Annotated in this window: 11 protein-coding genes and 1 pseudogene; 11 read left to right on the forward strand and 1 reads right to left on the reverse strand. The window is 64.8% G+C overall.

What is annotated here, in order from left to right; genetic code table 11:
• Positions 1–41: 41 nt before the first annotated feature.
• Both purE and CR156_RS04750 read left to right on the forward strand, forming a co-directional pair.
• On the forward strand, positions 42–545 hold the full coding sequence (purE, locus tag CR156_RS04745) for a 5-(carboxyamino)imidazole ribonucleotide mutase (RefSeq protein WP_099820029.1): 504 nt from the start codon (positions 42–44) through the stop codon (positions 543–545).
• Positions 542–1,690, forward strand: a complete 1,149-nt coding sequence (locus CR156_RS04750) for a 5-(carboxyamino)imidazole ribonucleotide synthase (RefSeq protein WP_100552078.1) — start codon at positions 542–544, stop codon at positions 1,688–1,690. The genes purE and CR156_RS04750 overlap by 4 nt, the downstream gene beginning before the upstream one ends.
• 160 nt (positions 1,691–1,850) lie before the next feature.
• Here CR156_RS04750 and CR156_RS04755 read toward each other — a convergent pair whose 3' ends face one another.
• Complete coding sequence (locus CR156_RS04755) at positions 1,851–2,429, reverse strand: superoxide dismutase (RefSeq protein WP_100552079.1); 579 nt, start codon at positions 2,427–2,429, stop codon at positions 1,851–1,853.
• Positions 2,430–2,548: 119 nt separating this feature from the next.
• Here CR156_RS04755 and grxD point away from each other — a divergent pair, with 119 nt between their 5' ends.
• From grxD to CR156_RS04800, 9 genes and pseudogenes are all read left to right on the forward strand, one after another.
• Positions 2,549–2,869: a Grx4 family monothiol glutaredoxin gene (grxD, locus tag CR156_RS04760; protein WP_025875264.1), complete on the forward strand. Its 321-nt coding sequence runs from the start codon at positions 2,549–2,551 to the stop codon at positions 2,867–2,869.
• Positions 2,866–3,663, forward strand: a complete 798-nt coding sequence (locus CR156_RS04765) for an SDR family NAD(P)-dependent oxidoreductase (protein WP_100552080.1) — start codon at positions 2,866–2,868, stop codon at positions 3,661–3,663. The genes grxD and CR156_RS04765 overlap by 4 nt, the downstream gene beginning before the upstream one ends.
• Before the next feature lie 225 nt (positions 3,664–3,888).
• Entirely contained in the window at positions 3,889–7,080 is a 3,192-nt protein-coding gene (locus CR156_RS04770) for a TonB-dependent receptor (RefSeq protein ID WP_100552081.1), read from the forward strand.
• Positions 7,081–7,334: 254 nt separating this feature from the next.
• Positions 7,335–8,723 (forward strand): nucleotide 5'-monophosphate nucleosidase PpnN, encoded by a 1,389-nt coding sequence (ppnN, locus tag CR156_RS04775; protein ID WP_089240035.1) that lies wholly within the window; start codon positions 7,335–7,337, stop codon positions 8,721–8,723.
• Positions 8,724–8,896: 173 nt separating this feature from the next.
• Positions 8,897–9,412 (forward strand): GspH/FimT family pseudopilin, encoded by a 516-nt coding sequence (locus CR156_RS04780; RefSeq protein ID WP_100552082.1) that lies wholly within the window; start codon positions 8,897–8,899, stop codon positions 9,410–9,412.
• Positions 9,409–9,885, forward strand: a complete 477-nt coding sequence (gene pilV, locus CR156_RS04785; RefSeq protein ID WP_100552083.1) for a type IV pilus modification protein PilV — start codon at positions 9,409–9,411, stop codon at positions 9,883–9,885. Before CR156_RS04780 ends, pilV begins: the two co-directional genes overlap by 4 nt.
• Positions 9,882–11,047, forward strand: a pseudogene (locus CR156_RS04790) (PilW family protein). Before pilV ends, CR156_RS04790 begins: the two are co-directional and overlap by 4 nt.
• A gap of 4 nt (positions 11,048–11,051) precedes the next feature.
• Positions 11,052–11,561 carry a pilus assembly PilX family protein gene (locus tag CR156_RS04795; protein WP_100552084.1) on the forward strand — a complete coding sequence of 170 codons (510 nt, stop codon included), beginning with the start codon at positions 11,052–11,054 and terminating at the stop codon, positions 11,559–11,561.
• A 10-nt stretch (positions 11,562–11,571) separates the two neighbouring features.
• Positions 11,572–15,435, forward strand: a complete 3,864-nt coding sequence (locus CR156_RS04800) for a pilus assembly protein (RefSeq protein ID WP_100552085.1) — start codon at positions 11,572–11,574, stop codon at positions 15,433–15,435.
• Positions 15,436–15,451: the final 16 nt, after the last annotated feature.

Genomic DNA, 15,451 nt, shown 5'->3' on the forward strand with positions numbered 1-15,451 from the left:
GGAAGATGGCTAGAATACGTCTTTAAGGCAGGTGACGGCCAATGACCCCCAACCCGATCGCGCCGCTTGTCGGCATCGTCATGGGTTCCCGCTCCGACTGGGAAACCATGCAGCACGCCGCCCAGAAGCTTGAAGCTCTGGGTGTTCCGTTCGAAGTGAAGGTGGTGTCCGCGCATCGGACGCCGGATGTGTTGTTCAGTTATGCCGAGCAGGCGGGTTCGCGCGGGCTGCGCGCGATCATTGCCGGCGCCGGCGGTGCCGCGCACCTGCCGGGCATGATCGCGGCCAAGACCGCGGTGCCGGTGCTGGGCGTGCCGGTGCAGTCCAAGGCCCTCAATGGCATGGATTCGCTGCTGTCGATCGTGCAGATGCCGGCCGGCATCCCGGTCGCCACCTTCGCCATCGGCAATGCCGGCGCCTCCAATGCCGCGCTGTTCGCCGCGGCGATGCTGGCCAGCGACCAGCCGGCGATCGGCCAGGCGCTCGATGCTTTCCGCGCGCGCCAGACCGAAGACGTGATGGCCCACGACGATCCGCGCCAATGAGCCTGACCGTCGGCATCCTCGGCGGCGGTCAGCTCGCCCGCATGATGGTCCTGGCTGGTGCGCCGCTGGGACTGCGCTTCGAACTGTACGATCCGGCGGCCGATGCCTGCAGCGGCCCGCTGGCGCCGCTCACCGTCGGCGCATTCGATGATCGGCAGGCGCTGGCGGACTTCGCTGCCAAAGTCGATGTGGTGACTTTCGATTTCGAGAACGTGCCGGCTGATAGCGCGCAATGGCTGGCCGACCGCGTGCCGGTCTACCCGCCGCCGTCGGCGCTGGCCGTGGCCCAGGACCGGTTGAGCGAGAAGACCCTGTTCCAGCAGCTGGGTATCCCGCTGCCGGCGTTCGCCGATATCCGCAGCCGCGACGAACTGGCCGCCAAGGCCGCCGAATTCGGTCTGCCGTGCATCCTCAAGACCCGCCGCCTGGGCTACGACGGCAAGGGCCAGTTCCGCCTGCGCAGCGAAGCGGACATCGATGCGGCTTGGCAGGCGCTGGGTGCGCAGGTCGAGCGCACCGGCCTGATCCTCGAGGGCTTCGTCGCCTTCCAGCGCGAAGTCAGCGTGGTGGCCGTGCGCGGTCGCGATGGCAGCTTCCAGGCCTGGCCGGTCACCGGCAACTGGCATGTGGACGGTGTGCTTTCGGCCAGCGTGGCACCGGCGGTGCTGTCCGCTGCCGAGCACGAAGCGGCGATCGGCTATGCCCAGCGTGTCGCCGAGCACCTGCAGTACGTGGGTGTGTTCGCGTTGGAGCTGTTCTGCCGCGACGGTGAACTGCTGGCCAACGAGATGGCGCCGCGTGTGCACAACTCCGGTCACTGGACCATCGAAGGCAGCGAAACCTCGCAGTTCGAGAACCACCTGCGCGCGGTGCTCGGTCTGCCGCTGGGCAGTACCCGCATGCTTGGCCATGCCTGCATGCTGAACTGGCTGGGGGCGATGCCTGACCCGACGCCGGTGCTGCAGCAGGCCAGCGGCCATTGGCACGACTACGGCAAGGAATCGCGTGATGGCCGTAAGGTCGGTCACGCCACCCTGCGCGATGATGATGCCGGTGCACTGGCGGATGCGTTGGTGCAGGTTGGGCTGGAACTGGACCGTCAGGCCCAGGTGGCTCCAGCGGTGCACGCGCTGCGCAACGGCTGATCAAACGGGGCCGGCCGGCGGACGCCGCTGATCCAGGTAGTGCCGGCCGCTGGCCGGCAATGCCCACCAAGGTGGGCAGCTACCAGAGCGGTGCCCACCAAGGTAGGCATCCACCACGGCATGGCGTGATGCCGGTAGCGCCGGGCGATGCTCGTCCGTATCAGCGCAGCTGGCTCTCGGCGAACTCCCAGTTCACCAGTTGCCAGAATGCTTCCAGATAACGCGCACGATCATTCTGGTAGTCGGTGTAGTACGCGTGCTCCCAGACATCGCAGCACAGCAGTGGCGTGCTGTCGCCGGTGAGCGGCGTGCCCGCGTTGCGCGTCGCCTGCAGGCCGAGCTGCCCACCCGGGTGCTGTACCAGCCATACCCAGCCGGAGCCGAACAGGCCAAGCGCGGTCCGGTTGAACTCTTCGCGAAGACGCTGGCCGTCGCCGAACTGGCGTTTGACCAGTTCGCCCAGGCGGCCCTGCGGTTCGCCACCGCCACGCGGGCGCAGGCACTGCCAGTAGAAGCCGTGGTTCCAGGCCTGGGCAGCGGCATCGAACAGCGCGCCCTGGGCGTGGCGGACGATGTCCTCCAGCATGGCTTCTTCCCATTCGGTGCCGACGATGGCGGCATTGACCGCGTCGACGTAGGCGCGATGGTGGCGGCTGTGATGCAGTTCCACGGTCTGTGCCGACAGGTGCGGCTGCAGGGACGAGGGCAGGTAGGGCAGGGCGGGCAATTCGACGGGCATGGACAGGTTCGTGGCCAGGGGGCGGCGGCAGCCGGTACCATCGGCTTACAATGGGGGCTACCGTGGGCAGTCTAGCCGACCATCACGGTTGGTTTGTCCGGCGACGCAAGGAGTGAGGTGTGGCGGTAATGCAGCAAATCCAGGCCGAGGTGGATCGTTACCCGCTCGTGCTGTTCATGAAGGGCACCCCGCAATACCCCATGTGCGGCTATTCCAGCCGCGCCGTGCAGGCCTTGATGGCCGCAGGCGCCGTGGCGCTGCGCACGGTCAATGTGCTGGAAGAGCCCGAGATCCGCGCCAACCTGCCGCGCTTCTCCAATCTGCCCACCTTCCCGCAGCTGTTCATCAACGGTGAGTTGATCGGCGGCTGTGACATCGTCATGGAACTGTTCGAAGCCGGCGAGCTCAAGCGCATCGTCGAAGAGGCTGCGCAGGGATGAGCGCCTGGCCATCGACGTCACCGGCAGACGGGGCGCTCGATGGCCGCCCGTTGCAGGATCGCGTGGTGCTCGTTGCCGGCGCCGGTGGTGGGCTGGGGAGTGCCGCCGCTGTGGCTGCCGCCGAGGCGGGAGCGACCGTGGTCCTGCTGGGGCGCAAGCCACGACGGCTGGACCGGGTCTACGCCCAGGTGCAGGCGGTCGGGCCGGAACCCCTGTTGTACCCGTTGGACCTGGAAGGTGCAGGTCCTGACGACTATGCCGAACTGGCCCAGGCCGTGGCGCAGGAGCTGGGACGTCTTGATGGCCTGCTGGTCTGTGCAGCGCACTTTCCCGGCCTGACCCCGTTCGAGCTGGCCGACCCGGCCAGTTTCGCCCGTGCCGTGCACGTCACCCTGACCGCTCCTGCCTGGCTGGCCCAGGCCTGCCTGCCGTTGCTGCGCCAGCGTGAAGACGCGGCACTGGTATTCACCGTGGATGCCCCTGAGCGGGTGGGGCAGGCGTACTGGGGCGGCTATGGCGCCGCCCAGCACGGTCTGCGCGGGCTGATCGGCAGCCTGCATGACGAGCTGGCCCGCAGCCCGGTGCGGGTAAGTGGCCTTTACCCCGGCCCCTTGCGTACTGCCCTGCGGGCGCGGGCCTATTCGATCGACCAGGACCCGGCCGCGCGTGGCCCGGAGGCTGCCGCTGCGGCGGCCGTGACCCTGTTGTCCCACGCTGGACAGGCGTGGCGGGGGCAGGTGTTCGATGCGGGCAATCCGCCATCGACGGGTGAAGACGTTCGTAAAGCGGAATGAAGATCCCGTCACGATAGCGTTGCGATCCGGTGCCGTTTGTCGCACAACCGTCACATTGAAAGCGTAGCGTGTTAATCTAGTGTTAACCGTTGCGGCAGCTGCCGTTCACGGTAGGGAACCCCAGATAAATGTCCGAACAGCCGCCCGCAAGGCTGCTTGGATGCGCTTTTTTCCGCCATCGCCAACTCGCATCGAGGCTACCGAACAATGACTCACCCATTCCGGATGTCCAAGCTCACCCTTGGTCTCGTGGCTGCGCTCGCCGCCGCTCCCGCCTTCGCCCAGAGCACCTCTGCCGGTGTCGGCGGCCAGGTCGTGTCCCGCGCCGGCCAGCCCGTCGCCGGTGCTGAAGTCACCATCACCCACACCGAGTCGGGCACCGTTTCGCGTGCCACCACCGATGCGGCGGGTCGTTACAACGCGCGCGGCCTGCGCGTGGGCGGTCCGTACTCGATCACCATCACCAAGCCGGGTGAAGGCACCAAGACCGAAGATGGCGTCTACCTGGGCGTGAACCAGACCGGCACCATCAACGCCACCTTGGCCGGCGACCTCGCCGCGACCAACCTGGACACCGTGCAGGTCACCGCTGTCGGCGGCGGCTCGGAAGTGTTCAGCGCCACCAAGATGGGTTCGGGCACCAACATCAGCCAGCAGCAGATCGAAGTTGCGCCGTCCATCGGCGGCAACATCCAGGATCTGATGCGTCTGGATCCGCGCGTGACCTTTATCGATCGCGCCTCGGGCTCGATCTCGGCCGGCGGCCAGAACCCGCGCTTCAACTCGATCAGCATCGACGGCGTTTCGGCCAGCGATACCTTCGGCCTGGAAGGCAACAACATGCCGACCCGCCGCCAGCCGGTCGCGATGGAAGCCATCGAAGCGCTGGACATCAACCTGTCCAACTACGACGTCAGCATCGCTGCCGCTGCCGGCGCCACCGTCAACGCGGTGACCAAGTCGGGTACCAATGAATTCCACGGTTCGGTGTACGGCACCTACCGTGACGGCGACTGGTTCGGTGACAACCCGGAAGGCCAGCCGTTCAAGGGCTTCACCAAGGAAGAAACCTACGGCATGACCTTGGGCGGTCCGATTATCAAGGACAAGCTGTTCTTCTTCGCCAACTACGAAAAGTTCAAGCAGGCCGCGCCGGGCGCCGACCTGAGCGGAACCGCGCTGGGTAAGGCCAATGCGCAGTTCACCATGGCCGACGTGACCCGCGCGCAGCAGATCGCGCAGGGCTACGGCATCAACGCCGGTGGCCTGGAAAGCAACGGCGACACGGAGATGGAAGAGTACGCGCTGAAGCTGGACTGGAACATCAGCGAAAACCACCGTGCCAACATCCGTTACAGCAAGATCGACCAGAGCAAGCTGCGCATCAACGGCATGACCACCAGCTCTGCCTCGCTGAGCTCGTACTGGTACCAGCATGACAAGACCAACGAGAGCTACGTCGCCCAGCTGTTCAGCGACTGGACCTCGAACTTCTCGACCGAACTGAAGGCCTCGTACCGCGAGTACTCGGCGATCCGCAACGTGTCCACCGATGCGCCGAGCATCCGCATCTTCTTCGGCGGCAACCAGGGTTCGCCGTCGGGTGACTCGCTGTACCTGGGTACCGAAGTCAACTCGCAGAACAACATCCTGGAAACCAAGGCGTGGAACTACTACGCCGCCGGTACATGGACCCTGGGCAACCACGATGTCAAGTTCGGTGCGTCGTACGACACCAACGACATCTACAACTACTTCGGCGCCAACTCGTGGGGTGCCTACACCTTCTACGGTCTGGACAACTTCGCCGCTGGCCGCTGGAGCAGCTACAACTACAATCCGGAGCGTACCCCGGGCTCGATTCCGGCTGACTACAAGTTCAGCAACCTGGCCCTGTTCGTGCAGGACACCTGGTATGTCAACAACAATCTGACCCTGACCCTGGGCGTGCGTGGCGACCGTGCTGACACCAGTCCGGCCCCAGCCTACAACGCTGCGGCGTCGACGTTCTTCGGTCGCAACAACAGCGATGTGCTGAGCAACAAGTTCCTGATCCAGCCGCGCTTCGGTTTCAACTACACCTTCGACAGCGAGCGCCCGACCCAGCTGCGCGGTGGCGTGGGCCTGTTCCAGGGTGATGCCCCGCAGGTGTGGCTGAGCAACAGCTATTCGGCGACCGGCTTCAACAATTCGGTCTACGCTTACACCTCCAACAACCCGGCGCTGCCGTTCAACCCGAACAAGGACAGCCAGCCGGTCCCGACCACCCCGGGCTCGAATCGTCAGAACGTCAACTTCGTCGGCAGCGACTTCAACATGCCGTCGGTGTACAAGGCCAACCTGGCCTTCGACCATGAGACCCCGTGGTACGGCATCGTGGCTTCGGCCGAGCTGCTGGTCACCAAGGTGAAGGACGCGCTGTACTACAAGAACCTGAACCTGGGTCCGGTGCAGCAGCTGGGTCCGGACGGCCGTGCGCTCTACTACGCAGCGGCACGCAACGGCAACCTCTGGACCAATAACGACGCACGCGCCGGGCGTAATGGTGCCTACGACTCGGTGTACGAAATCGCCAACACCGACAAGGGCCGTACCTCGCAGTTCACCGTGTCGTTGAGCAAGCCGTGGTCGGAAGCCAGCGACTGGTCCTGGAACATCGGCTACACCTACACCGACGCCACCGAAGTGGGCTCGCTGACCAGCTCCACCGCCAGCTCGGGCTGGGGCTACCAGTACGCCTTCAACGCCAACAGCGAAACCGAGAACACCTCGCGCTACGAGATCCGCGACCGCCTGTCGGGCTCGCTGAACTGGAAGCACAAGTTCTTCGGCGACTACGAAACCAAGGTGGGCCTGGTGTACGAAGGCCGTAGCGGCCGTCCGTACAGCTACGTCTACGTCAACGACGCCAACGGCGACAGCCGTAGTGCGAACGACCTGTTCTACGTGCCGAACCGGGGCGATGTGCTGTTCGGTGACATCAACAAGGACACCGGTCGGTTCACCGCCAACCCGGAAATGGAGAAGTCGTTCTACGAGTGGCTGGCCGCCAACCCGCAGCTGGCCAAGTATGCGGGTAGCTACGCTCCGGCCAACCAGTTCCGTACCGGCTGGATCAACACCTTCGACATCCGTATCAGCCAGCAGCTGCCGGGCTTCATGAAGGGTCACAAGTCGGAAGTGTGGCTGGACATCCAGAACGTCGGCAACATGCTGAACAAGAAGTGGGGCAACATCTACGACTACGGCTTCTTTGCCGATGCGCGTGTGGCCACCCTGCAGGGCATGAAGGACGGCAAGTACGTGTACAACTTCCGCGGCGCTGACCTGCCGGCGGTGGCAAACAATGACGCAGACGGCTTTGATGTCGGTGTGTCGCAGTGGTCGCTGCAGCTGGGCTTCCGCTACCAGTTCTGATGAACTGACGTAGCAACAGCTGTGCACGGAAACGGCCGGGGAAACCCGGCCGTTTTCCGTTCAGGCGAAAGTCCTTGCGGGGGTGCCTGCATCGGCGTAGCATCCAGACACGTGCGCGGCGCAGATGCCGCCGAAGCGGTCCCGAAGCGGCGAACGCGGGACGCACCTATCCAACGGTCGGGCTTCCCGGCCGTTTTGCTTTTTAAGGGGGCGGCAGTACAGTCGGACACCTTAAAGGAAGCAGAAAAGTGGATATGACAACGAACGAAAAGGCAGCGCGGACGCTGCCGGTGCAGGACGCGCGGATCTACCCGCGTGGTGGCCTGGATGTGCTGTCGCGGGCTGAGGTTGCGCGCTTGCGCGATGCCTCCGGCGGCGGCATGCACGAGCTGCTGCGCCGCTGCGCGCTGGCCGTGCTGACCAGTGGCAGTGCTTCCGATGATCCGCGCGCGGCGCGCGATCTCTATCCCGACTTCGACATCCAGGTGGCGCAGCAGGATCGCGGCGTGCGCATCGACCTGGCCAATGCGCCGGCGATGGCGTTCGTCGATGGCGAAATCATCCGCGGTGTCGCCGAACTGTTGTTTGCGGTGGTCCGCGACCTGGCCTACATGGCCATCGAGATGGGCCCGGCCTACGCGGCCGAGCTGGAGTCGTCCGAGGGCATCACCAATGCGGTGTTCGGACTGCTGCGCAACGCGCGCATCCTCAACCCGGGTGACCCGAATCTGGTGGTCTGCTGGGGCGGCCACTCGATCTCGCGCGACGAGTACCTGTACACCAAGCAGGTCGGTTACGAGCTGGGCCTGCGCGGCCTGGACATCTGCACCGGCTGCGGCCCGGGCGCGATGAAGGGCCCGATGAAGGGCGCCACCATCGCCCATGCCAAGCAGCGCCGGACGGTGACGCGCTACATCGGCCTGACCGAGCCGGGCATCATCGCCGCCGAGTCGCCGAACCCGATCGTCAACCACCTGGTGATCATGCCGGACATCGAGAAGCGCCTTGAGGCCTTCGTCCGCATCGGCCACGGCATCATCGTGTTCGCCGGTGGCGTGGGTACCGCCGAGGAGATCCTGTACCTGCTCGGCATCCTGCTGCGCGAGGAGAACAAGGATCTGCCGTTCCCGCTGATCCTGACCGGCCCGACCGTGGCCGCGCCGTACTTCGAGCAGATCGACCGCTTCATCCGCCTGACCCTGGGCGACGCCGCGGCCGAGCGCTACGAAATCGTCATCGGCGATCCGGTGGCGGTAGCCAAGAAAATGTCGGCCGGCATCAAGCGCGTGCGTGAGCATCGCTTGGCACAGAAGGATTCGTTCTTCTTCAACTGGTCCATCGAGATTCCGTGGGAATACCAGCAGCCGTTCGTGCCGACCCACGAAGCGATGGCGGCGCTGGACCTGCACCACGGCCGTGCACCGCACGCGCTGGCAGCCGACCTGCGCCGGGCCTTCTCGGGCATCGTCGCCGGCAACGTGAAGGAAGACGGCATGCGCCGCATCGAGGAGTTCGGGCCGTTCCAGATCCATGGCGACCCCGACATGATGCAGGCCCTGGACGCGCTGCTGCGTGCCTTCGTCGAGCAGCGCCGGATGAAGATCTCCGGCGAGTACCAGCCCTGCTACCAGGTGCTGGCGTAAGCCAGGCGAGGGCAGCTGGACGGCGCGGCGGGGACCGCGCCGGACCGGCCGGGGCAGGGCGGGTCGTCAAGCCTTTGACGCCCGTCGCCCGGATCTGACCGTTCATCCTGCCGCCGCTTGCCGGCGGCAGGCCGGTGCGCCATCGTGGCCACCAACACGCTGGGGAGCGTCCAATGTCATCGCGCCGGTCCAATGGCTTCACGCTGGTCGAACTGATGGTCACCATTGCGGTGGTCGCCATTCTCGGCACCATTGCGTTTCCGAGCTTCCAGAGCACGATCCGCTCCAACCGGATCGCTACCGCCGGCAATGAAATCACCGGCCTGTTGTCGCTCGCCCGCAGCGAAGCGGTCCGTAACAAGAGGGGAGGCGGCATCTGCGGCAGCTCCAACGGCACCAGCTGCGATAACTCCTGGTCCTCGGGCATGCTGGCCTGGGCCGACGTCAATGGCGATGGCAGCAAGGGCAGCGGTGAAACCGTGCTCCGTTTCGTCGCCGTCAGCGCAGATTCGGTCACGGTCACCGGTCCGGGTGCCGTGGTCAGCTTCGACAACCGGGGGCGACGCCGCGCGGCCACGACCCAGGAAATCGTGCTGCAGCCGGTCAAGTGCGGCAGCGATACCCTTCGGCGCACCCTGACCATCAACGCGGCTGGCCAGATCACTTCCACCAAGGCTGCCTGCCAATGACCCGTCGTCTCCCTTCTTTTTCGCGGCGGCAGGCGGGTTTCAGCTTGCTCGAAGTGCTGATCGCCATCCTCGTACTCGCGTTCGGCCTGCTGGGCTTCGCCCTGCTGCAGACCATGAATGTACGTTTCGTGCAGAGCTCGAACTACCGTACGCAGGCGACCAACCTGGCTTATGACCTGCTCGACCAGATGCGCAGCAACCGCTACCAGGCCGGTTGGTACACCAATGCCGCGTTCGCAGCCAATTCGATCAAGGCCAGCAGCTGCACTCGTGTCTTGGGTGCTGACCAGGGTGTGGCCAGCAACATCACCCGCTGGCAGTGCCAGGTCGTGCAGGCGCTTGGCGAAGGCGCGAGCGCCACCGTGCAGAACGCCAATGGTCGGGTAACGGTGGGCATCACCTGGGGAGATCAGCGCTGGGATCCCCAGAATCCGGATGCACAGACCACCTTCACTCTGGTGTCGCAGCTATGAGTTGCTCTCCTTCATTCCGCCGCCAGGCGGCCGGCCTCTCGCTCATCGAAATGATGGTGGCCATGGTCATTGGCCTGGTGCTGATGCTGGGTGTGGTGCAGGTGTTCCTTGCTTCCCGCGTTGCGTCGCGGCTGGCTGAAGGCAATGCCCGGGCCCAGGAAAATGGCCGCTTTGCCCTGGAGTTCCTGCAGCGTGACATCCGCATGGCGGGCCACTTCGGCTGCGTGAACGACCAAGCGCATTTCGTCCGTGGTGAGGGCGATCCGACCGTTGACACTGGTGCGGTCACCGGTTCAGGGGATCCGCTGGATTTCAGCGTCAGCATCCAAGGTTATGAAGCACCCAACACCGCACCGGGAGCCACCCTGACACTGGGTGCCGGCTGGGCGACGCCGACCGGTCTGCCTGCGGCGATCACCGCGCTCAAACCACGCGGTGGCAGCGACATCCTGGTGCTGCGCTACCTGGCCAGCGAAGGTGTGCCGGTAACCTCGCTGCTGCCGAGCGCCAACAGCGTGGTGGGCTTCGACGGTACCGCCGGGACGCGCCTCCTCGAGGGGGGCGTCAGCGCCCCCAATCTGTTCGGCGTGGCCGACTGCAGCCACGTCAATGTGTTCAAGGGCACATACGCCGCAGGAAAAGTGACTGCCGCAGGCTCCAACCTGAACCGCTACACGGTGCAACCCACCGGCCAGACCATGATCTATCGAGCCGAATCGGTGGTGTACTTCGTGGGGACCTCGGGCACCACCGGTGAACCGGCGTTGATGCGCGCTCGTTCCGATGGCAACAACGGTTACAGCGCAGCCGAGGAGCTCGTTGAGGGCATCGAGAGCATGCAGTTGCTGTTCGGTCTGGACAGCAATGCCGACATCACATCTGCCTCGCCGCCGACCGGCAACATCACGACGCAGGCCATCGCCAGTGGCGTGACCACCGCGCCAATGCCGCAGGCGCCGGACAGTGGCGGCGTGTCGGCCAGGTGCAGGTCGGCATCCTGGCCCGCAGCCCTCAACCTTCCCAGGCCGAGGCGCCGACCGACGCAGTCAACTATCCGCGTGCGCTGGGCGTGGGCTTCGCGCCGGCGGCGCAGAGCGATACACGCTACCGCGCCACCTACGAATCCACCATCGCCCTGCGCAATCGCCTCTTCGGGAACTGACGCCATGAACACTCGACCCCGTATGCGTCCGATGCCGCGCCAGCAGCGCGGTGCCGTGCTGTATGTGGCGCTGATCATGCTGATCCTGCTGGCGCTGATCGGTATCGCTGGCATGCAGGTGGCGGGCATGCAGGAAAAGATGGCCGCCAACTACCGTGCGACCAACGTCGCCTTCCAGAACGCGGAGGGTGTGACCCGGCGCAGCGAGATGGCGATCGAGAGCATCGCCAACCGTACAGCCGCCGCCAGCAATGCGCCCCTGGTGGCGACCGATATCCAGGAAAACTGCGACATCGCCTTCGATCCGGTGGCCTGGGGGCGCGCGCGCCCGCTGACGACTGCCCAGGCAGTCAACGTGCGTCGCATCGATTCCTGCGTCATCGGTGGCGGGTCACTGTCGATGGGCAAGCCGCTCGACCCGGTTACTCCGATCTACCAGATCACCACCTTCGCCACCGATACCCCGACGGACTCCTCGTCTACGGCATCGGTCGATACCATCTTCAAGCTCTGAGGCCGCCGGCATGTCCCGTCGTACTTCCCGGATCATCGCCGCGTCCGCGCTCGCCATGCTTGGTGCCGGCGGCTACTTCGCCTACAACCTGTTCGCCGCACAGGGGCAGGGTGACCTGGCGCAGGCGCCGCTGAACAACACTACGTCGATCCAGCCAGCCTTCATCATGGCAGTGGATGATTCCAACTCGATGACGTTCGAGCGCATCTTCCGCGGTGGCGACGGCCGGATGCAGTGGAATGGAAGCAGCTTCTTCAGCTCGGCCGGCGTGTTCTACAACGTGGGCGAGGGTTGCTCGAACAACTCCACCGATTGCTATCTCTACCTGTTCCCGCATTCGAACTTCAATACGTCCTACTCGCCCGGGCGCGCCATTCCTCCGATCGATGCGTTCGGTTTTGCCCGCTCGCCGACCTACAACGCCGGTTACTACAATCCGGCGGTGACTTATGAGCCGTGGAGTCTGCCGCAGCGTGATGCCAACAACGCCACTCTCTGGCAGCCGGCGTCCTTCGGTGCGGCGCGCGTGGATCCGCGCGATTCGACGTTGTATGGCAGTGATTTCTACACGGGCTACAACACGGTGTACGACCTTGCCTACCGGCAGGTCAATGGTGAAGCCTTCCAGTTCCTGAGCGGCATGACCATTCCGTCCGGTACCCGATACCGTTCCAACGGCCGCAGCTGCAATTCGAACAGCAGCAATGGCCTGCCCAGCTCCGGCAACAACTGGACCAATCTGGGCAGTGACGTGACGGTGCGTGCGGACTGCACGGTGCAGATCGCCTACGTGCCAGCCACCTTCTACCTGCCGGTCGATCAGGCCGCGCCCGCAGGCTATCTCACCAGCGATGCCAACCGGCCGATCGTCAGCGACGCCTGTGGCCCCGGCTGCAACATGCGCCGGTACCAGATCCTGCCGGAGAACTACGGAGCAAATACGACGCAGCTGGCGGATGCGCAGAAGAACTTCGCCAACTGGTTCCAGTACCACCGCAACCGCATCCTGTCGATGGTGGGTTCGTCCTCGCATGCCATGTTCGGCGTGGAGAACATGCGGGTGGGTTACTTCACCATCAACAACCGCCAGGACGTGACGATGTATGACGTCGCGACCCAGCGTCCAGATCTATTCGGGCAGATCTACCGGCTCAAGCCCAACGGCGGTACGCCGAACCGTCAGGCCGTGGCTTTCCTGGGCGAGCAGTTCCGCCGTACCGACGCCGGGGCTCCGGTGATCCGCGCCTGCCAGAAGAACGGCGGAATGCTGTTCACCGACGGCTACACCAACGTCAACAACTCTGCTGGCGGTTACGGCAACGCTGACTCGGCAGGCGGCACCCACTTCCCCGGTGCGCCCTTTGCTGATGGCTACAGCAATACCATCGCCGATATTGCCGCTTCCTATTACGCAGGGCCCTCGACGCCATTGCGGTCGGGTAGCAGTTTCCAGGCCGGGCTCGTGCCCGTGCCGGAGCAGTGCAAATCGCTCAGCCAGACGTCGCCGGACTGGAAGCGCCTGGACTGCCAGACCAACCTGCACATGAACTTCTACGGCGTCACTCTCGGTGCACAGGGCCTGATTTACGAGGTCAACCAGGCCGCGACCAGTGATCCTTACGCCAATCCGCCAAGCTGGAATTCCAATGGCGATCCGCTCAGTGATGACGATGGCCGCGTGATCGATGAACTTTGGCATGCGGCGATCAACAGCCGTGGTGAATTCATCAACGCGAAGACGCCCTCGGACGTGACAGATGCAATGCGTCGTGTGCTCTCTGCGGTCGGTTCGGGTTCCTCGCCGTCCGGCACGTTTGCCCTCAGCGGCGCGCGTATCGGCGCCGGTTCGCTGACGGTCACACCGATGTACGACGTGCAGAACAATGGCACGGACTGGTACAGCCGCCTGACGGCAAGCAGTGTGTCGGTGAATCCGACCACCCGTGAAGCCCAGTATTCGACGATGTGGGAGGCCAGTGCGCAGATTCCGGCCGCTGCTGCACGCAACGTGTATTTCGACGATGGCAGCAGCGTGCGTAGATTTGACACCAGCACGGTTACGCTGGCTGGGCTGTGTGGGCTGTCCAATAGTCTGTATCCGTCACAGTCGATCTGTACGACGGCCAACCTGACGGCGCTGGGGGCCACTGCCGCATCGGCAGCCAATTATCTTCTGGGCGATACCTCGGGCGAGGTGCGCAACAACGGCAAACTGCGCGACCGTACCACCGTGCTGGGCGACATCGTCAATTCGACCCCGGTCATCAGTGCCCCGGTCGACGACTTCGGCTACCGGGCCCTGGGCGGTACGCTGGCCTCCAGCTACATCACCTACCTGAACTCCAAGCGTTCCAACAATCGCTATGTGGTCTATGCGGGCGCCAATGACGGCATGCTGCACGCCTTCGATGGCGGAATGGACGCGGCGGGTACCACCGGCGGCAATGGTGGTCGCGAACTGTTCGGCTACATCCCGGCCACGTCTTACGGGCACATGGGCAACCTGCTGCTGCCGTATGACCCGGCCAAGAAGAACGCACAGCCGTTCGTCCACAAATACTTCGTGGATGGGCCGCTGACCGTTGGCGATACTTTCTATGGCACGTCCTGGCACACGACACTGGTGGGGAGTACCGGTGCCGGTGGTCGCGGTGTATTCGCGCTGGATGTGACCACGCCGGGCAGCTTCGCGGCCGGTAATCGCCTCTGGGAGATCAACGATCTGGCGGGTGATGCGGCCGTCCGCGCCAACATCGGACACGTTCTGGGCAAGCCGGTGATCGTGCCGGTACGTGCAGCCGATGGCACGGTCAGCTGGAAGGCAATCTTCGGCAACGGCTATTCCAGTGCCAGTGGCAAAGCGGTGCTGTTCGTGGTCGACATCGGCACCGGCGCGCCCACGGTGCGCATGATCGAGGCCAGCGAAGCCAACTCGACGATTGCCGGGCGCAATGGCCTTGGCAACGTCGTGGTCCTTGATCGTGTCAACAATCTGGTCACTGACCCGGCAACGGGTGCGCCGGCGCGCGTGCGCGACGGATACGCCGATACCGTGTACGCGGCCGACCTGAAGGGCGCAGTGTGGAAGTTCGATCTGCTGTCCAGTGCCACCTCGGTGACCGTGCCGGTGTTCACTACCGGTACTTTCGTACAGAGCGGCTCGACCTATCGCCAGCCCATCACCGGCGGCCTGCAGGTTGCGTCGGGTGAAGCAGGGGGCGTGCTGGTGATGTTCGGCACCGGTAGCTTCTCGTTCAACGATGACACCTTGCCGGTGTCCTATACGCAGGTCCAGAGCCTCTATGGGTTCAACGACCAGGTCAATGGCGCGGTGACCACGACGTTGACGCGTGCCAACCTGACCTCCAATTCCGTGGTGACCAGCGGCAGCTCACGTACGCTGCAGGTGGGTACGCGACCGGCAGCGTCGGTCGGCTGGTATGTGGATCTTCCGGCCGGTGAACGCTCGGTAGGCTATCCGGAGCTCGCCTCGGGCATCCTGTTCATCCCGACCTACGCGCCACAGGAAGTCACCAGCGGCTGCAGCACCTCGGGTGCGAACTGGCTATTTGGCCTGAATCCCCGCAGTGGCATCGCCGGGCTCTCCGGCGCCCGTTCGGGGTCTCCAACGGGCATCTCGGCAGCCTCGGGCACCGCGGCGATCGCGTTGGCAACCTCGGGTACCGCACCGATCAAGGATGTGGGCGTGTCCGTCGTGCCGCGCCTGCAACCGCCCACCAATCCAGGCAGTGGCGCCGAGGTTCCGGGTGTGCCGCCGGGAGCGGGTTGCTGGATGGCTGTCAGCGTTTCCGGCGCTCCCCCCCTGTACGTACCGTATCCCTGTGGCCGCCAGTCCTGGCGCCAGATCCAGTAAGCAATGGAGATTCCCG

This window comes from Stenotrophomonas lactitubi (assembly GCF_002803515.1).
Taxonomy (GTDB): domain Bacteria; phylum Pseudomonadota; class Gammaproteobacteria; order Xanthomonadales; family Xanthomonadaceae; genus Stenotrophomonas; species Stenotrophomonas lactitubi.

Excerpts from the sequence above, each read along its gene's own strand:
- purE (WP_099820029.1), top strand. The coding sequence starts at position 42 with ATGACCCCCAACCCGATCGCGCCGCTTGTCGGCATCGTCATGGGTTCC.
- CR156_RS04750 (WP_100552078.1), top strand. The coding sequence starts at position 542 with ATGAGCCTGACCGTCGGCATCCTCGGCGGCGGTCAGCTCGCCCGCATG.
- CR156_RS04755 (WP_100552079.1), bottom strand. The coding sequence starts at position 2,429 with ATGCCCGTCGAATTGCCCGCCCTGCCCTACCTGCCCTCGTCCCTGCAG.
- CR156_RS04765 (WP_100552080.1), top strand. The coding sequence starts at position 2,866 with ATGAGCGCCTGGCCATCGACGTCACCGGCAGACGGGGCGCTCGATGGC.
- CR156_RS04770 (WP_100552081.1), top strand. The coding sequence starts at position 3,889 with ATGTCCAAGCTCACCCTTGGTCTCGTGGCTGCGCTCGCCGCCGCTCCC.
- ppnN (WP_089240035.1), top strand. The coding sequence starts at position 7,335 with ATGACAACGAACGAAAAGGCAGCGCGGACGCTGCCGGTGCAGGACGCG.
- CR156_RS04780 (WP_100552082.1), top strand. The coding sequence starts at position 8,897 with ATGTCATCGCGCCGGTCCAATGGCTTCACGCTGGTCGAACTGATGGTC.
- pilV (WP_100552083.1), top strand. The coding sequence starts at position 9,409 with ATGACCCGTCGTCTCCCTTCTTTTTCGCGGCGGCAGGCGGGTTTCAGC.
- CR156_RS04795 (WP_100552084.1), top strand. The coding sequence starts at position 11,052 with ATGAACACTCGACCCCGTATGCGTCCGATGCCGCGCCAGCAGCGCGGT.
- CR156_RS04800 (WP_100552085.1), top strand. The coding sequence starts at position 11,572 with ATGTCCCGTCGTACTTCCCGGATCATCGCCGCGTCCGCGCTCGCCATG.